The organism is Tractidigestivibacter sp., from assembly GCF_050946515.1.
Lineage (GTDB): Bacteria > Actinomycetota > Coriobacteriia > Coriobacteriales > Atopobiaceae > Tractidigestivibacter.
The window spans coordinates 39,589-58,577 of the sequence record NZ_JBMNUX010000009.1 but is presented as its reverse complement, the minus strand read 5'-3'; the positions used below and the strand labels follow the sequence as shown (position 1 = coordinate 58,577).

Sequence of the window (18,989 nt, the reverse complement as noted above, 5' to 3'; positions counted from 1 at the left end):
ATAAGATTCCTACCAAGAGTTGGAAATTCTCGTTTGCAAAGGTCGAGAATTGCGTTACATTTATACAACACGCGGGCGTGGCGGAATTGGCAGACGCGTACGGTTCAGGTCCGTATGAGAGCAATCTCATGAAGGTTCAAGTCCTTTCGCCCGCACCATTGAGCTCTGAGGGTTCCCACTAATTGCTGGGAACCTTTTTTCATATCAAAGCCCTTTCGGGGAGCGAGTTCATAAGCGAGCGGCCCGCTCGGTGGTGGCTACTTGCTGGAGTCTTCGTCCTCGTCGTCGTCAAAGAGGTCCCAGTCGTCATCGCTCTTCTCGTGGTTGTAGTAAATCTTGCGCGTCTTGCGCTCGAGAATGAACGAAATGAGCAGGCAGATGAGGATGCCGCCAACGATGAGACACACAACGCCGGTGCGATCGTTAAAGAGCCACGTGAAGAAGTCGTCCATGTGAAAGCCTCCTTGGGGACCGGCCCCCAAGGGGCCAACTCGTTTCCGCACAAGTATATACTTGGGTGACTGCTGGGCATCGCGATGCTCACAGCACAAACTCGGGCGGCACGGGCTGCCGCACAATCGCAAGGAGTGCACATATGCTCGACATTAAGTTCGTACGCGAGAACCCGGACATCGTCGACAAGTCCTGCGCATCTCGCCAGAACGCTCATTGGGACAGGGAGAGGTTCTTCGAGCTTGACGAGGAGCGTCGTTCAGTCATTGCTGAGGTTGAGAAGCTTCAGGCCGACCGCAATGCTGTATCTAAGCAGATCGGCAAGCTGATGAAAGAAGGCAAGAAGGACGAGGCCGAGGCCGCCAAGGCAAAGGTCGCTGCCAACAAGGAGCGCATCTCCGAGCTTAACGAGAAGCGCACAAAGGTTGAGAAGGATCTCTTTGACCTTGTTGCGGCCATACCTAACATCCCGCATGAGTCCGTGCCTTACGGCGTTGACGATTCCGACAACCCCGAGGTCCGAAGGTGGGGCGAGCCTACCAAGTTTGACTTCGAGCCCAAGGCGCACTGGGACCTTGGTCCCGAGACGGGAATGATCGACTTTGACCGGGGCATCAAACTTGCTGGCACCCGCTTCTATCTGCTTGGTGGCGCAGGCGCCCTTATGGAGCGCGCCCTCATCAACTTCTTTATCGACACGCACGTGAAGGCCGGGTTCAAGGAGTGGTGGCCGCCTGTCATCACCAACTACGAAAGCCTCTTTGGCACTGGCCAGCTGCCTAAGTTTGACGAAGACCTCTATCATGTCAGCGGTGGAATGTACCTGATTCCCACGGCCGAGGTCATGCTCACCAACATCCATCGCGACGAGATTCTCGATGGCTCGCAGCTGCCGCTTTGGTACTGCGCCTACACGCCATGCTTCCGCGAGGAGGCCGGTTCTGCCGGCCGTGACACGCGAGGCATCATCCGCGTTCATGAGTTCGACAAGGTCGAGATGGTAAAGTTTGCCACCCCCGAGGACTCCATGAACCAGCTCGAGAGCATGGTTGCCGAGGCTGAGAGGTGCCTGCAGCTGCTCGGGCTGCCCTATCACGTGGTAACGCTGTGCACTGGCGATATCGGCTTCTCTGCCACCAAGTGCTACGACCTCGAGGTGTGGCTCCCGAGCTACAACAACTACAAGGAGATCTCTTCCTGCTCCAACTGCTGGGATTTCCAGGCCCGTCGTGCGAACATCCGCTACAAGGACCCCTCGTTCAAGGGTACGCGCTTCGTGCACACACTCAACGGCTCCGGTCTTGCCGTTGGTCGAACCATGGCCGCCATCATGGAGAACTACCAGAACGCTGATGGCTCCATCACGGTGCCCGAGGTTCTTCGCCCCTACATGCGCGACATGGAGGTCATAAAGCCCATCAAGTAGCACTGGCTCACTGGCTAGCTCCTTGAGCGGAGCACAGCGTCTACAGCTTCTTCGATTGGTTTTGCAATTGCCGCGGGTGGCCAGCGATTTCGCTGACCGCCCGCTTTTCTTGTCCGGCTGTCGCCGTATGCCGGCACAAGCTCTGGTTAGAACGAGCGACCACTCGGGCCCTCGCCCTCAAGCACGGGGCGAAGCATCTTTGAGAAGGCATCGATGGCCGCGCGTCGGACGGCGCCAAGTGGCGTGGGCTTAGCCACAGACCAATCTATGGGGTGCTCACGCAGCATCTCTCGCGCTTCCGCGATGACCTGCTGACCAGTTCCCGCCTGGAAGGCGTCCTCTCCCGAAACGGGAAGGTTGACATAAACGTCGGCCACTTGCGAATAGATCCGATCGAGCTGATTGGCGCCACAGTTCATCGTGCGGTGAGCGATGGCGAGTGGCGTCACGTCCGGAAGAGGCTCCATTGAGCGGATCATTCCCACGCCTACGACGGCATCAACCGAGGAGCGATCAAAGAGCGCGGTTGGCAGGTTCATGCGGCTCCCGCCATCCATAAAGGTGCGACCGCGATACGTGGTGGGCGAGATAACCAGCGGATAGGAAGCGGATGCGACCACGCATTTTGCAACGTCAAGGTCATCGCCGACAATGCAGTCCCAGCCACCATTGGAGTTCCCAAAGAGATCGGGGTCATTCGTAAAAACGCAGAGGTCGCCAGAGATAAGGTCGACGGCGACAAAGGCTGCGGGCATCACAAGGTCCCCGAACGTTTTTACGCCCACGTCTTCGAGGACGTTTCTTGCGTACTTCTCGAGAATTGACGAATCGAGAATGCCGTTGCCGGTCAGCATGTTGATGACCTTGAGGCGTAGGTTCTTGAGGGTGCCGTCCTCTACAACTTGGCGGTCAAGCTTGATGAGCTCCTCACAGATCTTTGATGCGGAGACTCCAGAGGCAACGAGCGCAGCCACCATTGAGCCCATCGACGTGCCCGCCGTGGCCCCAACCTTGATGTCGTTTTTCTCCATGTCCTCAATAACGGCAACTTCGGCATACGATCGAAATCCTCCGCCGCAGAAGGCAACGCCCACTCCGTTAACCTTGCTCATGGCTCCTCCGTTCAAAAGGTCGCGTGCAGTCATTAGAGTAACGCGCTTCCGGTCCGAGGCAATTGTCTCTGGCCCTGCCGTTTGCCGACTTGCCGAACCGTTTGGGGAAAAACAGAACATATGTTCTATACCATGGGCAATGAGCTGTATCCTGTAGCTGAATAAAATCATCGGTCAGGGAGGTGCGCAATCATGACAGTGCTTAGTCGTCGGGTTATCCGTCGTGAAGAAGGCGGTAATGATGTATTGGTGCTCACCGCATGGGATGAGGGCGACGGTTCCCATACTGTTTGCGAGGAGGTGGAGGGTCCGTCGGCGGAGCTTGCCTACGAAGAGCCCAGCCATTCTCTCTGCGTTACGTTTCCCAGCCAGACGGCAGAGCTCATGGCAAAGCATCTTGACCGCGACAATAAGATGACCTGGGGGTTGCCGTGGGCTGAAGCGCTTCTCGGAAATGGCGACTATTGCCTGGCAGATCTTATGGATTTCTGCGATGCGGCGGAGCTTTCGTACTCCTACAAGTCTGAAGGGCCAAAGTCTGGCTTGAGCTATCGTCCGTAAGGCAGATGGGGAGGGAGAGAAGCCCGTTTTATAGCAAAACAGCCCAGACATAAGTCTAGGCTGTGATCTTGCGTGGTGCGGCGTATAGGATTCGAACCTATGACGCCCTGATTCGTAGTCAGGTCCTCTATCCAGCTGAGGTAACGCCGCATTGCGACAATCCATAATACTCATCAGAACGGAAGAGTCAAGGAAAAATTGCCTTCACGATTTCGTCATATTCTGCGACGCTAGCGGATTGACGCGGCCAGTCCTGTCCATGCCTGCAGGACAAAATGAGGGGCGAACATCGGATAACTCCGAGCTCGCCCCTCTCATTTCCACGCGACCGCCGCGGGATAACCTGGGCAGTGCGGAACAATCTGGCGGAGAGCTGGGGATTCGAACCCCAGATAGAGCTTGCGCCCTATACTCGCTTAGCAGGCGAGCACCTTCGGCCTCTCGGTCAGCTCTCCGAACGTCATGCCAGAGCATCATACTCCACAATGTCGGTCCGTCACAACTATGCTTTTTCTCTTACTGCAGAAAAACTTCCGTAAAGGCCATTTCTTCTCAACAGCCCATCATCAACAACTATGTCATCGAGGTTAGATCGAATCTTGCTCCATGAGAATCGCTCTACGAGTTCGTCGGGAGATGCGTTCTCTCCTGGTTCGGCAAGCCCAACAAGAGAGGCCAGCATGCCAATTATTCTCTGGGGACTGACTCCTCGTTCTCGAATGACGCCAAGGTCAAGGTCGCTATCCCGCTTTGAGAGGCGCCTTCCGTCTGGCGCCATCAGGAGGGGGACGTGCCCGTATGTAGGGGAGGGATATCCAAGCAGTCGCTGCAAATACATCTGCCGAGCAACCGATCCCAAGAGGTCGCGACCGCGAACAACCTGCGTCACGCCCATGAGGGCGTCATCCACAACCACGGCAAGCTGGTAGGCGACGACGCCATCGCTTCTGCGTACCAGAAAGTCCCCGCACTCCTTGGCAAGCACCTCGCGCCGCTCGCCAAAGGCAAGATCGACGAAGCTGATAGCCCCTGCCGGGTCGTCGGCATCTGGCACCATCAGGCGAGTGGCTGGAGGTCGCACGGCAGAGCGTCGACGTATCTCTTCCGCTGAAAGTCCACGGCAGGTGCCTGCATACACGTAGGTTCCGTCCGAGGCGTGCGGCGCCGTAGCCGCATGCAGCTCTGAGCGGGTGCAGAAGCAGGGGTACGTAAGTCCAAGGTCGCTCAGATGCTTGATGGCGTCGGAATAGATTTCGCCACGCTTGCTCTGGTAATACGGACCCTCGGCCCATCCAAGACCCAGCCAATCCAGGTCGCTCATCAGGAGGTCGGAGGCAGCGGGGTTTTGCGCGCGAGGATCGAGGTCCTCAATGCGCAACACTATGCGGCCCCCTTCGCTCTGGGCAGAGAGCCAGGCGAGAAGGGCGGAAAAAACGTTGCCTAGGTGCATGCGTCCGGACGGGGTGGGGGCAAAGCGTCCTGTCGGGGGGCGCTTGTCGCCTGCACCAAACGAGGGGGTGGGGGTGCCGGCCATGTTAGAAGCGCTCCGAATAGATATAGACGTTGAACCTACCGTTTGCTCCGCCGCGCGTCGCAAGGGCGTGCGTCGCGGCGCGCGCAAGGCCCTTATGGTCGTAGAACGAGTAGTCGCAGTCGTCGTCGGTTAGCAGGAAATAGCCGCGCGCGCCCAAGCTGCGCAAGTACGTGCGATCCATCTCGAGCATGCGCCCACCGGCTCCCTGGCCTTGCGTGGCAGGATCGAGCGCCAGGAGCTTGATGACCGCGTCGGTCTCGGGCCGGCCGGATTCCAAATACTCGGCGGTCAAGCGCTCCTCAGCTTGGGTAACGCCGCCGTCGCCTGGGTTGGTGCCCGTCGCAACGCGAAGCTTTTTCTGACGCTTGCGCCATGTCGCCGCATCGGAAGGCTCGTTCCCCGACATGCCGCAAAGTGTTGCGCCGACAAGCGTTCCGTCCTTCTCGGCGACGATGCGGTAGCTTGCTTCGGCAAGGTAGCCTGCAAGATCTGCCGCCGCGGCGGCCGCGCACACCTCCGGCGTGCCCATGCGATACCAAAGCGATTGCGAGAGCCGCGCCAGCGGTTCGAAATCGCTTGTCATGAACGGGCGAAACGTGATTGCGCTTGCCAAGGAACTGTCCTTTCATGCTTGCTTGCGGGTACGAACTGATAAGCCACGGACGGGCGTGCTTCTAGGCACCGTAGCACTAGCCTCAAAGCGTTTTGCCGGTCTGCCATCGTATGTGAACCTCAGGTGAACGCGCTTTAGAGCGCAGCCGCTCGCGGCAATTTGCCTACCGTTCGCGAATTGATTTTTTCAGACTGAGGAAGGATACAATTGTTGGCCCAAGAACCACGGAAGGGGAGAGCATGAGCCGGAATGAAAACGGCGCAAAGCCCAGCGAGGGCGAGGATGCCAAGGGTGAGAACACGGGCAAGAAGGAAGAGTTTGTTCTGGGGAATCCCGAGCTCGTGTTGCGCTGGCGTTTGGCCTCGAAGACGCTTCCCCTTGAAAACCGCCACCTACGCGCGCTTTCTCGGAGAACAGTGATGGGTCGTCCCGTGACGTCGCAGCTCATCGGCTGGGCGAAGCAGCATATTGAGTGGACGCTCTTTGACGGTGCGGCCGAGAATCCCGACGGGGTCCTCATGATTGTTCTGGACGACAAGGGCCAAGCAGTCATGACGGTGGGTCCTTATGAGCCGATTGAGCAGCCAACGCTTGCCGTTTTGGCTGCTCGTGCGCAGGATGCGCTCTCGGAGGCGAGAAAGACGGGCGTTGCTCCCGAGACGCTTTGTGTTTCTCGCGATAATCATCTGGTGATGGGCATCGACCGAGACGCGAATGTCTCTGGTGCCGCGAGCCTCATCAGCGACCTTGCCTCGACGGTCGGCCTTTCCGTTGAATATGACGGGGAGCTGGTGAGCCGGGCTCTTACGGGTGCTATCGATTTTGATGAAGCGTTTCTCGTTTCCGACGAGCACGGAGTCGTGTGTGCGAGCGACGCGGGCGGGCAGCTTGGAGAGCGCTTCGCCCAGGGCTACCAAAAGCTTCTTGACTCGGTCGACAAGCGTCATCGCAGGTAGGCGGCGAGAGTCATCGAGTGGGGATCCTTGTCTGGGAACGATTCCAATAAACCCTAGCTAGAAGGGGGTATTTTCGCTTACTTTCTAGCCAGAGAATGGCGCATGCAATTGTTTTGAAAGAAGGCAGTTGCGGTATTATGACTTCGATTGGGTATGCGCAAGGCGCGTATCCATCGTTTGGTCCCCAAGGCTAGTCTTGGGGATGCAAGTTCTCGGCATTACCGGTTCTATTGGTGAACCGCATCGCTAAGAAGGAGAGGATATGGCGAGAAAGTTCAAGTCAATGGACGGCAACGAGGCCGCGGCATACGTGTCGTACGCCTTCACTGAGGTGGCGGGCATTTACCCGATCACGCCGTCCAGCCCTATGGCCGACCACGTCGACCAGTGGGCAGCGCAGGGCATGAAGAACATCTTCGGATCGCCCGTCAAGGTGGTTGAGATGGAGTCCGAGGGCGGCGCCTCTGGTACCGTTCACGGCTCGCTTGGTGCTGGTGCCCTTACCACCACCTACACCGCTTCTCAGGGCCTGCTCCTTATGATCCCGAACATGTACAAGATTGCGGCAGAGGGTCTGCCCGCAGTCTTCCATGTGAGCGCCCGTACGGTTGCTACCCAGGCGCTGAACATCTTCGGTGATCACTCTGACGTCATGGCCTGCCGCCAGACCGGCTTCGCCATGCTCGCCGAGGGCAACGTCCAGGAGGTCATGGACCTCGCCCCCGTTGCTCACCTTTCTGCTATTGAGGGCAAGGTGCCGTTCCTGAACTTCTTCGACGGCTTCCGTACCTCTCACGAGATTCAGAAGGTCGCCGTCTGGGACTTCAAGGATCTTGCCGACATGCTCGACATGGACGCTGTCCAGGCGTTCCGCGACCATGCGCTCAACCCTGAGCACCCGCATGCCCGCGGCTCTCACGAGAACGGAGACGTCTTCTTCCAGCACCGCGAGGCCTGCAACAAGGCGTACGAGGCGCTGCCTGCCGTCGTCCAGGGCTACATGGACAAGATCAACGCCAAGCTTGGCACCAGCTATCACCTGTTTGACTACTATGGCGCCGACGACGCTGACCGCGTGGTCGTCTGCATGGGCTCCTTCTGCGACACCCTCGAGGAGGTCATCGACTACCTGAACGCTCACGGCGAGAAGGTCGGCCTCGTCAAGGTCCGCCTGTATCGCCCGTTCTCCGTCAAGGACTTTGTTGCTGCTCTTCCTGCTTCCGTCAAGAAGATCGCCGTCCTCGACCGCACCAAGGAGCCGGGCTCCATCGGCGAGCCTCTCTACGAGGACGTCGTTGCCGCTCTGTACGAGGCCGGTCGCTCTGACCTCATCGTCACCGGCGGTCGTTATGGCCTCGGCTCGAAGGACGAGCCGCCCGCGGCTGCGTTCTCCGTTTACGAGGAGCTCAAGAAGGACGAGCCCAAGCGCGAGTTCACCATCGGCATCGTGGACGACGTTACTGGCCTCTCCCTGCCCATGGACCCCGATGCGCCCAACACCTCTGCGGAGGGCACTATCGAGTGCAAGTTCTGGGGTCTCGGCGGCGACGGCACGGTTGGCGCCAACAAGAACTCCATCAAGATCATCGGCGACCACACCGACAAGTACGTTCAGGCATACTTCCAGTACGACTCCAAGAAGACTGGCGGCGTGACGATCTCTCACCTGCGCTTCGGCGATAAGCCCATCCGCTCGCCCTACTACGTCACCAAGGCCGACTTTGTCGCTTGCCACAACCCCAGCTACATCATCAAGGGCTTCAAGATGGTCCGCGACGTCAAGCCGGGCGGCACCTTCCTCGTGAACTGCCAGTGGTCTGACGAAGAGTTCTCCGAGCACATGCCCGCGAGCGCAAAGCGCTACATCGCCAAGAACAACATCAACGTCTACCTGATTGACGCTATCGACCTTGCCGCAAAGGTGGGCATGGGCAAGCGCACCAACACCGTGCTTCAGTCCGCCTTCTTTGCGCTCGCCAAGGTCCTGCCCGAGGCTGACGCTATCCAGTACATGAAGGACGCCGCCACCAAGTCCTACATGAAGAAGGGCCAGGCAATCGTCGACGCCAACCACAAGGCAATCGACGCTGGCGCCACCGCGTTCCGCAAGTTTGACGTTCCTGCCGACTGGGCTACCGCCGAGGATGCCCCCAAGCAGATTTCCATCGAGGGCCGCGAGGCCATCGTCAAGCAGGTCAAGGAGCTCCTCAACCCCATCGACATGATGGACGGCGACTCCCTGCCCGTCTCTGCCTTCATGGATCACGCTGACGGTCAGTGGGAGCTCGGCGCCTCTGCTTACGAGAAGCGCGGCGTCGCCGTTATGGTGCCGCACTGGGACGAGACCAAGTGCATCCAGTGCAACCAGTGCGCGTTCGTGTGCCCGCACGCCACGATTCGCCCGATCGTTATGAACGCTGACGAGCAGGCTGCCGCTCCTGCCAACATGCGCCGCATCAAGGCCATGGGCAAGGGCATGGATGGCCTCACCTTTACGATGGCCGTCTCCCCGCTCGACTGCATGGGCTGCACCAACTGCGTGAAGGTCTGCCCGAAGGGCGCCCTCACCATGGTTCCTCAGGCCGACGAGTCCGACCAGGCCGAGGTCTGGGACTACGCCGTCAACAAGGTCTCCGAGAAGAAGGAGCTCGTTGGCGCCAACGTTAAGGCCAGCCAGTTCGCCAAGCCGCTGCTCGAGTTCTCCGGCTCCTGCGCCGGCTGCGCCGAGACCAGCTATGCTCGCCTCGTGACGCAGGTCTGCGGCGACCGCATGTTCATCTCTAACGCCACCGGCTGCTCCTCCATCTGGGGCAACCCCGCTGCCACCTCGCCCTACACGGTCAACGCCGAGGGCCATGGTCCCGCGTGGAACAACTCCCTGTTCGAGGACAACGCCGAGCACGGCCTTGGCCTCGCCCTTGGCTATCAGGCAGTCCAGAACAACCTCGTCGAGCGTACCGAGGCCATGCTTGAGGCCGGAAACGTCTCCGACGACTTCAAGGCTGCCGCTGAGAAGTGGATTGAGTCCCGCAAGGATCCTGAGGCCAGCAAGCTCGCCGCTGCCGAGTTTGTTGCCGAGCTCGAGAAGAACGGCTCCGACGAGGCCAAGGCAATCCTGGCCAACAAGAGCTACCTCACCAAGAAGAGCTTCTGGATCTTCGGCGGCGACGGCTGGGCCTACGACATCGGCTTCGGCGGCCTTGACCACGTCCTCGCTTCTGGCAACGACGTGAACGTCTTCGTCTTCGACACCGAGGTCTACTCCAACACCGGCGGCCAGGCCTCAAAGGCTTCTAACATCGGCCAGGTTGCCCAGTTTGCTGCAGCTGGCAAGACCACCAAGAAGAAGAGCCTTGCCGAGATTGAGATGAGCTACGGCTACGTCTACGTGGCGCAGGTTGCCATGGGCGCCAACCCGCAGCAGACCCTCAAGGCCATCCACGAGGCCGAGGCCTACGATGGTCCTTCGCTGATCATCGGCTACAGCCCCTGCGAGATGCACTCCATCAAGAAGGGCGGTATGCAGAACTGCCAGATGGAGATGAAGCGTGCCGTGGATTGCGGCTACTGGAACCTCTTCCGCTTCAACCCCGCTGCTGGCGATGGCAAGAAGTTCACGCTCGACTCCAAGGAGCCGAAGGGCGGCTATCAGGACTTCCTGATGAACGAGGCTCGCTACGCGTCCCTCACCCGCTCGTTCCCCGAGCGTGCAAAGACGCTCTTCGCCGAGAACGAGGAGGCCGCAATGGCTCGCTATGCGCACCTGCTCAAGCTCAAGGATATGTACGCCTCTGAGTAAGCTTCTGCTGCACAGGTAGCACTACAGAAGGGCTCCGACTTTGGTCGGGGCCCTTTTTCTGACGCCCGATTCTAGGCTCCATATGCTCAACTGACCAGTGGGCTTCAACATCCGGGAAAGTGCAACGTTTTATTAGTGGGGTCGCTGCTGGGGGTTGCCTTATCGACAGAATGCCCAACTCTTCGAACCGACATATCCAATGCCACAGAACCTTGCCCCTAGTGAGTTAGTATGTATTGAGATTGAGGGCCGCACATTGGTGCGTGGGTATTGGGAGGTCATCGTGTCTGCCAGCAATTTGCGCTTTTCCTGCAAGTCGCCGATTCTCTGTTTGACTCTCCCCATTTGCAGGCGCTAGGCGATTGGTGCACCAATGAACCCAGTCATCGTAATTCCCTCGTATTGGACCGACGGGGCAGACAAAAAGGACCCTCGCGCGCCGGGGGCGTACGACTATGCAACGCCGGTCACCAAGCCCCTTCCAGAGCTCGAGAATTGTCTGAGCTCGCTTGAGAATGTTCGTGGCGTGCTGCGTGTCATCGTGCTTGTCGTTGCTCCCCACTCTTGCGAGGATTCTGCGCGGGCGCGCGTAAACAGCATTTGTCGCTCGCATCCAGCACTCAATGCAATGGCAATCGGCAGCCTTGAGGGCGAGTGCGTCGTTCGACAGATTGCGCGGATTTCTGGCAAGGGGGGCGGAGACACCACGTCTATGCGTGGCTATGGCGCCATCCGCAATATGGGTCTTGCGCTTGCCTGCATATTCGGGCATGACTCCATCGTCTTTATGGACGACGATGAGGTTGCCCTTTCTCCGGATTTTCTTATTGACGCAATATATGGTCTTGGGGCCTACACGCGCCAGGACCTGCGCATTCTCGCAAAGAGCGGCTATTACGTACGTCCAGACGGCTCTCCTTATGCGAAGGTCGACACGTCGTGGAGCGAGCGTCACTGGACCAAGCATGAAAGTTTTAACGACCTGATGCGCCGCTACCTGACGGCGCCGACGCGCATCGTTCGTTCCAACTACCTCTGTGGGGGATGCTGCGCGCTTCATGCTGCGGCATTCACCAAGGTGCCGTTTGACCCCTACATCACGCGCGGAGAAGACCTCGACTATCTTCTCAATCTGCGCTACCACGGGCTTGACGTCTGGTTTGACAACGTGCTCTCCGTGCGCATGCAGCCTCCCGAGGAGATGGCGCCGACGCCCTCAATCTTCATGCAGGACGTCTATCGCTGGTTTTATGAATATCGCAAGCTCGAATTTATGAACACCCGCCGCGAGCTGCGCCAAGTCACCCCTGAATCGCTGATGCCCTATCCAGGACCATGGCTCTCTAGTCGGGCTCGCTCCAACGTGCGCAGCACTGCATTCCGGCGCTTCCTGGCCACAGACGAGCACGGCGAGTACTTCTCGATACTAACCAGGGGAATTGGCTCAGCCGATGCCTATGCGAAGGCAAACGCTTCTCGTTATTTGTCGTTTGCGGCTTCCTGGGAGGATGTCGCGGCGGGGCTCTGGGACGATCGCTATTTGCAGTCCGAGATACTGAAGTCTGCCTCCGTTGCCCTCAGGAGGTCGAACGCATGAGCATCAAGCAGCAAATCAGACCCGTGCTGAATCGTACGAACGTCATTCTCGGCATCTTTGCCGTGCTGCTCTTGATGCTGCTGGCATGGGGCATCGTAACAGGTAATATCGTGGCGGCAACTCTGTCCGGCGCGGGGCTGGCGCTTGTGATTGTTGCGTTCGGGACCGTCAACCTTGTGCCCGACAACATGCAGGCTCAGGCAACGGAGCGCACCCTCAGTATTGCCTCGGAAACGCTCAAGACCTGCCGAAATGGCTTGACGCCCGAGGCGGCCGAGAAGATCTGCTCCCTTCTCTTGCCCGAAACGGACGCAGTGGGCATTGCCGTCACTGACACCAAGACCGTGCTTGCCTACCAAGGCGTCTATGAGGTTTCGTATCCTGCCGGCTCCCCAAACAGCCCGACGACGCTCGAAGTTCTTGAAAGCAAGCGTATGGAGACGTTCGTCTCAATGGACGAGAGCAATCAGAGCGTGAAGCGCTCGGGCATCACAAGAAAGGATGGCGCCACTGCCTTTGGCATTGTGACGCCGCTTCTTGTGCAGGACAAGCCCGTTGGAACCATCAAGCTGTATTACCGATCGGGAACCGATATCGATCGCACGCAGCTGGCCATTGCCAAGGGGCTCGGCGAGCTTCTCTCCACGCAGCTCTCTTCCTATGAGCTTGACCGCCAGGCAGAGCTTACGGCTCGTGCCGAAGTCAAGGCGCTTCAAGCGCAGATAAACCCACACTTCCTCTTCAACACTCTCAATACCATCGCATCGCTTACGCGTACCAACCCCACAAAGGCGCGCGACTTGCTTCGCGAGTTTGCCGTCTTCTACCGTCGCTCCCTTGAGAATTCCGAGTCATCGCTGATTCCGCTCTCAAGCGAGCTCGAGCAGACTCGTCGCTATCTGCTGATTGAGAAGGCGCGCTTTGGCGAAGACCGTATCATCGAGCACGAATACGTCGAGGAGGGGTGCAGCAGCCTTATGGTGCCGGCATTCCTCGTGCAGCCAATCGTGGAGAACTCCGTGCGACATGCCATGCGAGAGGAAGGTCCGCTGCACATTGACATTCACGTGGCAACCGATGGTGACGACGTGCTGGTGGCCGTGGCGGACGACGGTCTTGGAATGACGCAGGAGGCGGCAGACAGGCTGCTTGAGGCTGCCACAAAGCCATCATCCGGTCAGGGCGGAACGGGTATCGCGCTGAAGAACGTAGCCGACCGCATCGAGCGCTTCTTTGGCGAAGGCTCCGGCGTTGAAATCGTTTCAAAGCCAGGAGAGGGAACCTGCGTCACGCTGCGCCTTGGCGGCGCCGTGTTTGCGCTTCACAACGAAGATTCTGAGTAAGTTACAATAGCAAACGGAAAGAATAGGTCTGAGAAGAAAAAGCAGCTGCGAAAGGTGGGTTCTTTCTAATGCGCGCAATGATCGTTGACGACGAGGAGCCGGCGCGTTCCGAGCTCAAGTATCTTTTGCAAGAAACGGGCAGGGTCGAATCCATTACCGAGGCCTCAAGCGTTCGTGAAGCAATTGAGAGTTTGATGGACAGCCGCCCGGACGTCATCTTTTTGGACATCTCCATGCCCAAGACCAATGGCATGCAGCTTGCCGAGGCCCTCCACAAGATTAAAACGCCGCCCGCTGTTGTGTTCGTTACGGCGTACAGCGAATACGCGCTTGAGGCCTTCGACGTGAATGCGATTGATTATTTGATGAAGCCCGTCGAGACCAAGCGCCTCATTCAAGCACTTGACAAGGTGCAGGAGCGCATCAAGCCGCAGCCCAAGAACTTCAGCTTTACCGAGCGCATCCCCGTGGTCAAGAATGGTCGCAAGCTCTTTATCTCTCCCGACCAGATTCGCTATATCGAGGCCAAGGACGACTATTCATGCATCTACACCGGCGAGACCGAGCGCTACTTGTCTACGATTTCTCTGGCAAAGCTTGAGCAACGACTTGAGCCCCATGGCTTCTTCCGAGTACACCGCGGCTATATCGTGAACCTTAACTACGTTGAGGGCTACGACCCGCTTCCGTCTGGCATTCTCCAGCTGTGCATCAAGGGCATCAATGGGAAGATGATTCCCGTTGCTCGCCGCAAGACCGTCGCCGTCAAGCGCCTGCTTGGCAACTAAGGCATCCCTGCGCATGAGCGAAAAACGATACGACATCGTGTCGGACACCCATGGCTATCTGTCGCCCGAGCTGCTAGAGCAGCTCGTGGGTGCCGACACGATCGTGCATGCAGGAGACATCTGCTCCGAGAGCGACTATCGCAGGCTTGAGCGCATAGCCCCGGTGCAGATGTGTCTGGGCAATAACGATTTTGCCTGCGACTATGGTCCCGAAGTCCGCCGCCGCAAGATTTTTTACGCAAGTGGCATGCGCTGGCAGGTGTGCCACTATCGCGAGCGCCTAGACCTTGTGACCTGCGATATCGCCATTTGTGGTCACACGCATCGCCCCTATGTAGAGTACGACCGCAAAAACGGTACATGGATCATGAACCCTGGCAGCCCAACGCATCCTCGCGGAGCTGCAGGTCCAACGATGGGACGTATCATTTGCGACGATGGCCGCGTGCTTTCGGCGGAAATTATCAAACTTGCGAAGGACTAGCGGTCATTGAAGCGCGGGCTGTCTTGAGCCTTGATGGGCTCGGGCATGCGCATAAGTGGCGGGACCACCACTCGGGTGTAGAAGACGAGCCAGAGAAATGACACGCAGAATCCCGCAAGCACGTCAGATGCGTAGTGAACGCCTAGGTAAATGCGGCTGACGCCAATGCAAAGAATGATGATCGAGAAGAAGATTGACCAACCGTACCTCTGCACCCGGTCATGCTCGTAGTGCCAAATCATCCACACGATAAGCCCGAAGAATGCCATCGAAATCATCGAGTGGCCAGAGGGGAAGCTATAGCCCGTCTCGGCAACAAGACGAAACCCGTCAGGTCTGGGGCGCTGGATGAGATTCTTCAGAAGCTGGTTGAGCGCTAGGGCGCAGACAACGTTGATCGCAACGCAATAGCCGGGGCGCCTGCCGGGGGCGAAGGCGGCAAGTATGGCTGCCATCACTATGACAACGATGGGCGAACCCAAAGACGAGAAGCCCTCCATGAGCGGCGTCAGCGCATCTGAGCGCAGCGTCACAACAAAGAGCTGGTATGCATAGGTGTCCAAGCGCATGATGTCGCCGGTTAGGACATCCTCAAGAAGACCGCCAAAAATTGTCAGCGCAATAATGATGGCAACGAGCACCTTGTTTTTCTTGAGCGAAGAGAGCAAATCGGAGAAGAACGCGCCCTTATCCAAGGCGCCGGCATTCTTGCTGTCGCCGGCGCCTTTGCTCTTGTCATTGCTGTTTTCGCTGCTCTTCTCTGCTGCCACAGGCACGCTCCCTGAAGGTCTTTCCACGGTATGGATTGACTATAGGTAAGGTGCCAGCTCCTTTACGAGCGCATCCTTAGGCATGCTGCCAACCATCGTGTGAACCACTTGTCCGTTCTTAAACAGCATAAGCGTTGGAATCGATACGATGCGGTAGCGCGTTGCAAGATCTGGCTGCTCGTCCACATTGCACTTGTAAACGGTCATCTTGTCAGACATCTCATCCGAGACCTGCTCGACGATGGGTCCGAGGGCGCGGCATGGTCCGCACCACGACGCCCAAAAGTCCACCAAAACCGGCTTGTCAGAACTTGAGATGACGCTATCGAACTTCTCTGTTGTAATAGGTGCGCTTGCCATGATTTCCTCCTCCTTGACGGCTCCATAATCGCCGTGTATTGCGAGTTGCTGGGCTTATACCCCGAATTACACTTAGAGAACGGCAGGTAGAAAAATGTTACCCGTGTAATCACATGTCGAGGGGCGAGCAATGGCAACAGAACGTGACGAGCGAAGGTCGGTATACGTCGAGAAGACGAGGCATGAGCTTGAGGAGCTGGCTCAACGGGGCGTTCGGATGGGCGGCAATGCGTTTTCTTCTATCTTGCTTGCAAAAGGGGACCTGACTGCCGACGAGCTTGCAGGAGCCGAGCCCTTCTCGGGACGCGATGGCGTGGCCTTGCGCAAGTCGCTCGAGCGACTGGGATATGGTCCCGAGGAGTGGTGCTGGGCGCTCCTTGGCCAAGGCGGTGAGGCGCCGGGGCTGTCTCTTGATTCGGAGCTTGTGCGCCTGACGCTGACTGCGCTTGACCCTGCAACGCTGGTCTTGTGCGACGAGGTCGCGGCAAGCGCGGTGCGCAATGCCTATGCAGACGACCTTGTTGAGCTGCAGGACCTTGAGGAGGCAATGCTCGCGCCTGGCTATGTGGTACGTATTCGCGGAGTCCGCGTGCTGAACCTTGGGGGGTTTGAAGCAGCGCTCGACGATTCGCGTCAGAAGCAGGTCATGTGGGCGCGGCTGAAAGAAATTCCCGCATTGGGCGAGCCTTTCTAAACCCACGTGAAGCAAGGGTTTCACTTCGCGGTATCCTATACAAAGCAATGGAAACATAGTGTCTGTTTCTAGTGACGAGGAGCACATCATGTCCGACATTCCGGCACCGATTGACCCTACGAAGACCGACGCTTGGGCGGCTCTCCAGAAGCACTATGACGAGCTCAATGCCGAGGGCATCAGCTTGAAGAAGTGGTTTGCTGATGACCCCACGCGTGTCGACCGTTATTCCTTCGACGTCAACGACCTGCACTTTGATCTTTCCAAGAACCTGGTTGACGACAAGGCCCTCGAGCTGCTTGTCCAGCTTGCGCGCGAGGTCAAGGTCGAGGAGCGTCGCGACGCAATGTATAAGGGCGTCCACATCAACACTACCGAGGACCGCGCCGTTTTGCATACCGCTCTGCGTCGACCGGCGTCCGAGAAGGGCACGCTCATTGTGGACGGGCAGGACGTTGTCGCTGACGTGCACGAGGTTCTCGACCGCATGTACGCCTTTGCCGAGCGTGTTCGCTCCGGCGAGTGGAAGGGCGTTACGGGCAAGCGCATCGAGCACGTGATGAGCATCGGCATTGGTGGGTCCGACCTTGGCCCGGTCATGATCTACGAGGCGCTGAAGCCCTATGCTGACGCTGGCATCGACTGCCGCTACACCTCCAACATCGATCCCAACGACATGGCCGAGAAGGTCAAGGGTCTCGACCCCGAGACCACGCTCGTCATCATCGTGTCCAAGACCTTCACTACGCTGGAAACCCTTACCAATGCGCGCGAAGCCAAGACCTGGCTGCTTGACACGCTGCAGAAGCAGGGGGCCATCGACGGCTCCGACGAGTCCAAGGCGGAGGCCATCCGCAAGCACTTTGTGGCCGTGTCCACCAACCTCAAGCTCGTGGAGGAGTTTGGCATCGACCCCGAGAATGCTTTTGGATTCTGGAGCTGGGTCGGCGGCCGCTACTCTGTCGACTCCGCCGTCGGCCTGTCGCTGATCATCGCCTTTGGTCCCAAGCGCTTTGAGGAGCTGCTCTCCGGATTCCATGACATGGATGTGTACTTCCAGGACACGCCGCTCGAGAAGAACGTCGTGGCCCTCATGGGCATGATCAACGTCTGGTATAACAACTTCTTTGGCTTTGACACGCATGCCGTGCTGCCCTACGACCAGTACCTGCATCGTTTCCCTGCTTACTTGCAGCAGCTCACGATGGAGTCCAATGGCAAGTCCACGCGCTGGGATGGCACGCCCGTTACCTGCGCTACGGGCGAGATCTTCTGGGGCGAGCCTGGCACCAACGGCCAGCACGCCTTCTACCAGCTGATCCACCAGGGCACGCACAAGGTCCCCGCGGACTTCATTGCCTTCGTGAATACGCCCAACCCCACCAAGGATGGCGATCAGGACGTCCATGAGCTCTTCTTGGGCAACTTCCTCGCGCAGACCAAGGCGCTTGCATTTGGAAAGACGGCCGACGAGGTGCGTGCCGAGGGCACAGCCGAGTGGATGGTGCCCGCCCGCGTCTTCGAGGGCAACCGCCCGACAACGTCGATCCTTGGCGAGGCACTCACTCCGCACGCGCTTGGAGAGCTTATTGCGCTGTACGAGCACATCACCTTTGTTGAGGGCACCGTATGGGGGCTCGACTCCTACGATCAGTGGGGCGTCGAGCTTGGCAAGCAGCTTGCAAAGCAGATCACGCCGGCCTTCCATGACGACGCGGCGCTTGCGGAGCAGGATGCCAGCACCAAGGCGCTTATCGCCTACTACCGCGCTCACCGCGAGTAGCTACGCGTTATTTGCCTAGCCGCGTGACAACACTCCCCGGTCGCTGTTGCGACCGGGGAGTGTTTTATGGCGCATTGCGGTGTCGCGCTCTAGGCTGCTGCCAGCTTGTGTGACTCATCGTGCGAGCGACAAGGTCCGCATGTCCTGACCGCATGAGATTGTGTTGTTAGAACTTGACGTCTGGCGACTGCCGGGTCTCCTCGTCGGCCTGGAAGCCTTGGCGCTCCTTGAACTTTGATCCGGCAACGATATTGCCTGGGAACGTCTCGATGGCGTTGTTGTACTCAAGCACGCAATCGTTGAAGCTCATGCGGGCATAGCTGATCTTGTTCTCGGTGTCGGCAAGGTCGGACTGAAGTTGCTGAAAGTTGGCGTTTGCTTTCAGGTCGGGATAGGCCTCGGAAACGGCGAACAGGCTCTTGAGGGTATCAGTTAGAACGTTGGAAGCGGACATCTTTTCTTCGGGGGTCTTTGCGTTCGCCACGGCAGCGCGAGCCTGCGTGACGGCCTCGAGCGTGGCTGACTCGTGGGCGGCGTAGCCCTTGACGGTCTCGACAAGGTTGGGAATGAGGTCATTTCTGCGCTGAAGCTGCGCGTCGATGGTTTGCCAAGCGTTGTCGCAGCGGTTGTCTTTCCGGACAATGCCGTTGTAGATAGAGATGAACCAAATCACGAGGGCAATTACGATTACGAGAACAATGATGAGCGCAACCATA

The 18,989-nt window shown here is 58.3% G+C and carries 17 protein-coding genes and 3 tRNA genes; 11 read left to right on the top strand and 9 right to left on the bottom strand.

Annotated features, from left to right (window positions below; all coding sequences use genetic code 11):
• Positions 1-71: 71 nt before the first annotated feature.
• Positions 72-158 (top strand) — tRNA-Leu (locus ACOYJL_RS06935).
• A gap of 99 nt (positions 159-257) precedes the next feature.
• On the opposite strand, the gene ACOYJL_RS06930 is transcribed toward ACOYJL_RS06935, so the two are convergent.
• Positions 258-452, bottom strand: a complete 195-nt coding sequence (locus ACOYJL_RS06930) for a DUF6724 family protein (protein ID WP_433569492.1) — start codon at positions 450-452, stop codon at positions 258-260.
• A gap of 143 nt (positions 453-595) precedes the next feature.
• Between ACOYJL_RS06930 and serS the strand changes: the two genes are divergently transcribed.
• Positions 596-1,879 carry a serine--tRNA ligase gene (gene serS, locus ACOYJL_RS06925; RefSeq protein ID WP_433569491.1) on the top strand — a complete coding sequence of 428 codons (1,284 nt, stop codon included), beginning with the start codon at positions 596-598 and terminating at the stop codon, positions 1,877-1,879.
• A gap of 146 nt (positions 1,880-2,025) precedes the next feature.
• On the opposite strand, the gene ACOYJL_RS06920 is transcribed toward serS, so the two are convergent.
• Positions 2,026-2,991 carry a patatin-like phospholipase family protein gene (locus tag ACOYJL_RS06920; RefSeq protein ID WP_433569490.1) on the bottom strand — a complete coding sequence of 322 codons (966 nt, stop codon included), beginning with the start codon at positions 2,989-2,991 and terminating at the stop codon, positions 2,026-2,028.
• A gap of 246 nt (positions 2,992-3,237) precedes the next feature.
• Between ACOYJL_RS06920 and ACOYJL_RS06915 the strand changes: the two genes are divergently transcribed.
• Complete coding sequence (locus ACOYJL_RS06915; protein ID WP_433569489.1) at positions 3,238-3,552, top strand: hypothetical protein; 315 nt, start codon at positions 3,238-3,240, stop codon at positions 3,550-3,552.
• A 73-nt stretch (positions 3,553-3,625) separates the two neighbouring features.
• Here ACOYJL_RS06915 and ACOYJL_RS06910 read toward each other — a convergent pair.
• The 4 genes from ACOYJL_RS06910 to ACOYJL_RS06895 all read right to left on the bottom strand — a co-directional run bounded on the left by ACOYJL_RS06910 (position 3,626) and on the right by ACOYJL_RS06895 (position 5,699).
• A tRNA-Arg gene (locus ACOYJL_RS06910) sits at positions 3,626-3,702 on the bottom strand.
• 213 nt (positions 3,703-3,915) lie between these two features.
• Positions 3,916-4,007, bottom strand: a tRNA-Ser gene (locus ACOYJL_RS06905).
• 47 nt (positions 4,008-4,054) lie between these two features.
• Positions 4,055-5,086, bottom strand: coding sequence for a tRNA glutamyl-Q(34) synthetase GluQRS (gluQRS, locus tag ACOYJL_RS06900; RefSeq protein ID WP_433569488.1), 1,032 nt, complete (start codon positions 5,084-5,086; stop codon positions 4,055-4,057).
• Between the two features lies 1 nt (position 5,087).
• Positions 5,088-5,699 carry a hypothetical protein gene (locus ACOYJL_RS06895; protein ID WP_433569487.1) on the bottom strand — a complete coding sequence of 204 codons (612 nt, stop codon included), beginning with the start codon at positions 5,697-5,699 and terminating at the stop codon, positions 5,088-5,090.
• 239 nt (positions 5,700-5,938) lie between these two features.
• On the opposite strand from ACOYJL_RS06895, the gene ACOYJL_RS06890 reads away from it, so the two are divergent.
• From ACOYJL_RS06890 to ACOYJL_RS06865, 6 genes are all read left to right on the top strand, one after another.
• Positions 5,939-6,655, top strand: coding sequence for a hypothetical protein (locus tag ACOYJL_RS06890; RefSeq protein ID WP_433569486.1), 717 nt, complete (start codon positions 5,939-5,941; stop codon positions 6,653-6,655).
• 262 nt (positions 6,656-6,917) lie between these two features.
• On the top strand, positions 6,918-10,454 hold the full coding sequence (nifJ, locus tag ACOYJL_RS06885) for a pyruvate:ferredoxin (flavodoxin) oxidoreductase (RefSeq protein WP_433569485.1): 3,537 nt from the start codon (positions 6,918-6,920) through the stop codon (positions 10,452-10,454).
• Positions 10,455-10,827: 373 nt separating this feature from the next.
• Positions 10,828-12,051, top strand: coding sequence for a glycosyltransferase family 2 protein (locus ACOYJL_RS06880; protein WP_433569484.1), 1,224 nt, complete (start codon positions 10,828-10,830; stop codon positions 12,049-12,051).
• Positions 12,048-13,394, top strand: a complete 1,347-nt coding sequence (locus ACOYJL_RS06875; protein ID WP_433569483.1) for a sensor histidine kinase — start codon at positions 12,048-12,050, stop codon at positions 13,392-13,394. Before ACOYJL_RS06880 ends, ACOYJL_RS06875 begins: the two co-directional genes overlap by 4 nt.
• Before the next feature lie 68 nt (positions 13,395-13,462).
• Positions 13,463-14,182, top strand: coding sequence for a LytR/AlgR family response regulator transcription factor (locus ACOYJL_RS06870; protein WP_433569482.1), 720 nt, complete (start codon positions 13,463-13,465; stop codon positions 14,180-14,182).
• Positions 14,183-14,195: 13 nt separating this feature from the next.
• A complete protein-coding gene (locus tag ACOYJL_RS06865) occupies positions 14,196-14,666 on the top strand; it encodes a metallophosphoesterase family protein (protein ID WP_433569481.1) in 471 nt (156 codons plus the stop codon).
• Here ACOYJL_RS06865 and ACOYJL_RS06860 read toward each other — a convergent pair.
• Positions 14,663-15,436: a phosphatase PAP2 family protein gene (locus ACOYJL_RS06860; protein ID WP_433569480.1), complete on the bottom strand. Its 774-nt coding sequence runs from the start codon at positions 15,434-15,436 to the stop codon at positions 14,663-14,665. The genes ACOYJL_RS06865 and ACOYJL_RS06860 overlap by 4 nt on opposite strands.
• A 39-nt stretch (positions 15,437-15,475) precedes the next feature.
• Positions 15,476-15,796 carry a thioredoxin gene (gene trxA, locus ACOYJL_RS06855; RefSeq protein ID WP_433569479.1) on the bottom strand — a complete coding sequence of 107 codons (321 nt, stop codon included), beginning with the start codon at positions 15,794-15,796 and terminating at the stop codon, positions 15,476-15,478.
• A 130-nt stretch (positions 15,797-15,926) separates the two neighbouring features.
• Between trxA and ACOYJL_RS06850 the strand changes: the two genes are divergently transcribed.
• Entirely contained in the window at positions 15,927-16,490 is a 564-nt protein-coding gene (locus ACOYJL_RS06850) for a hypothetical protein (protein WP_433569478.1), read from the top strand.
• An 88-nt stretch (positions 16,491-16,578) separates the two neighbouring features.
• On the top strand, positions 16,579-18,273 hold the full coding sequence (pgi, locus tag ACOYJL_RS06845) for a glucose-6-phosphate isomerase (RefSeq protein ID WP_433569517.1): 1,695 nt from the start codon (positions 16,579-16,581) through the stop codon (positions 18,271-18,273).
• 166 nt (positions 18,274-18,439) lie between these two features.
• Here pgi and ACOYJL_RS06840 read toward each other — a convergent pair whose 3' ends face one another.
• Positions 18,440-18,988 (bottom strand): LemA family protein, encoded by a 549-nt coding sequence (locus ACOYJL_RS06840; protein WP_433569477.1) that lies wholly within the window; start codon positions 18,986-18,988, stop codon positions 18,440-18,442.
• Position 18,989: the final 1 nt, after the last annotated feature.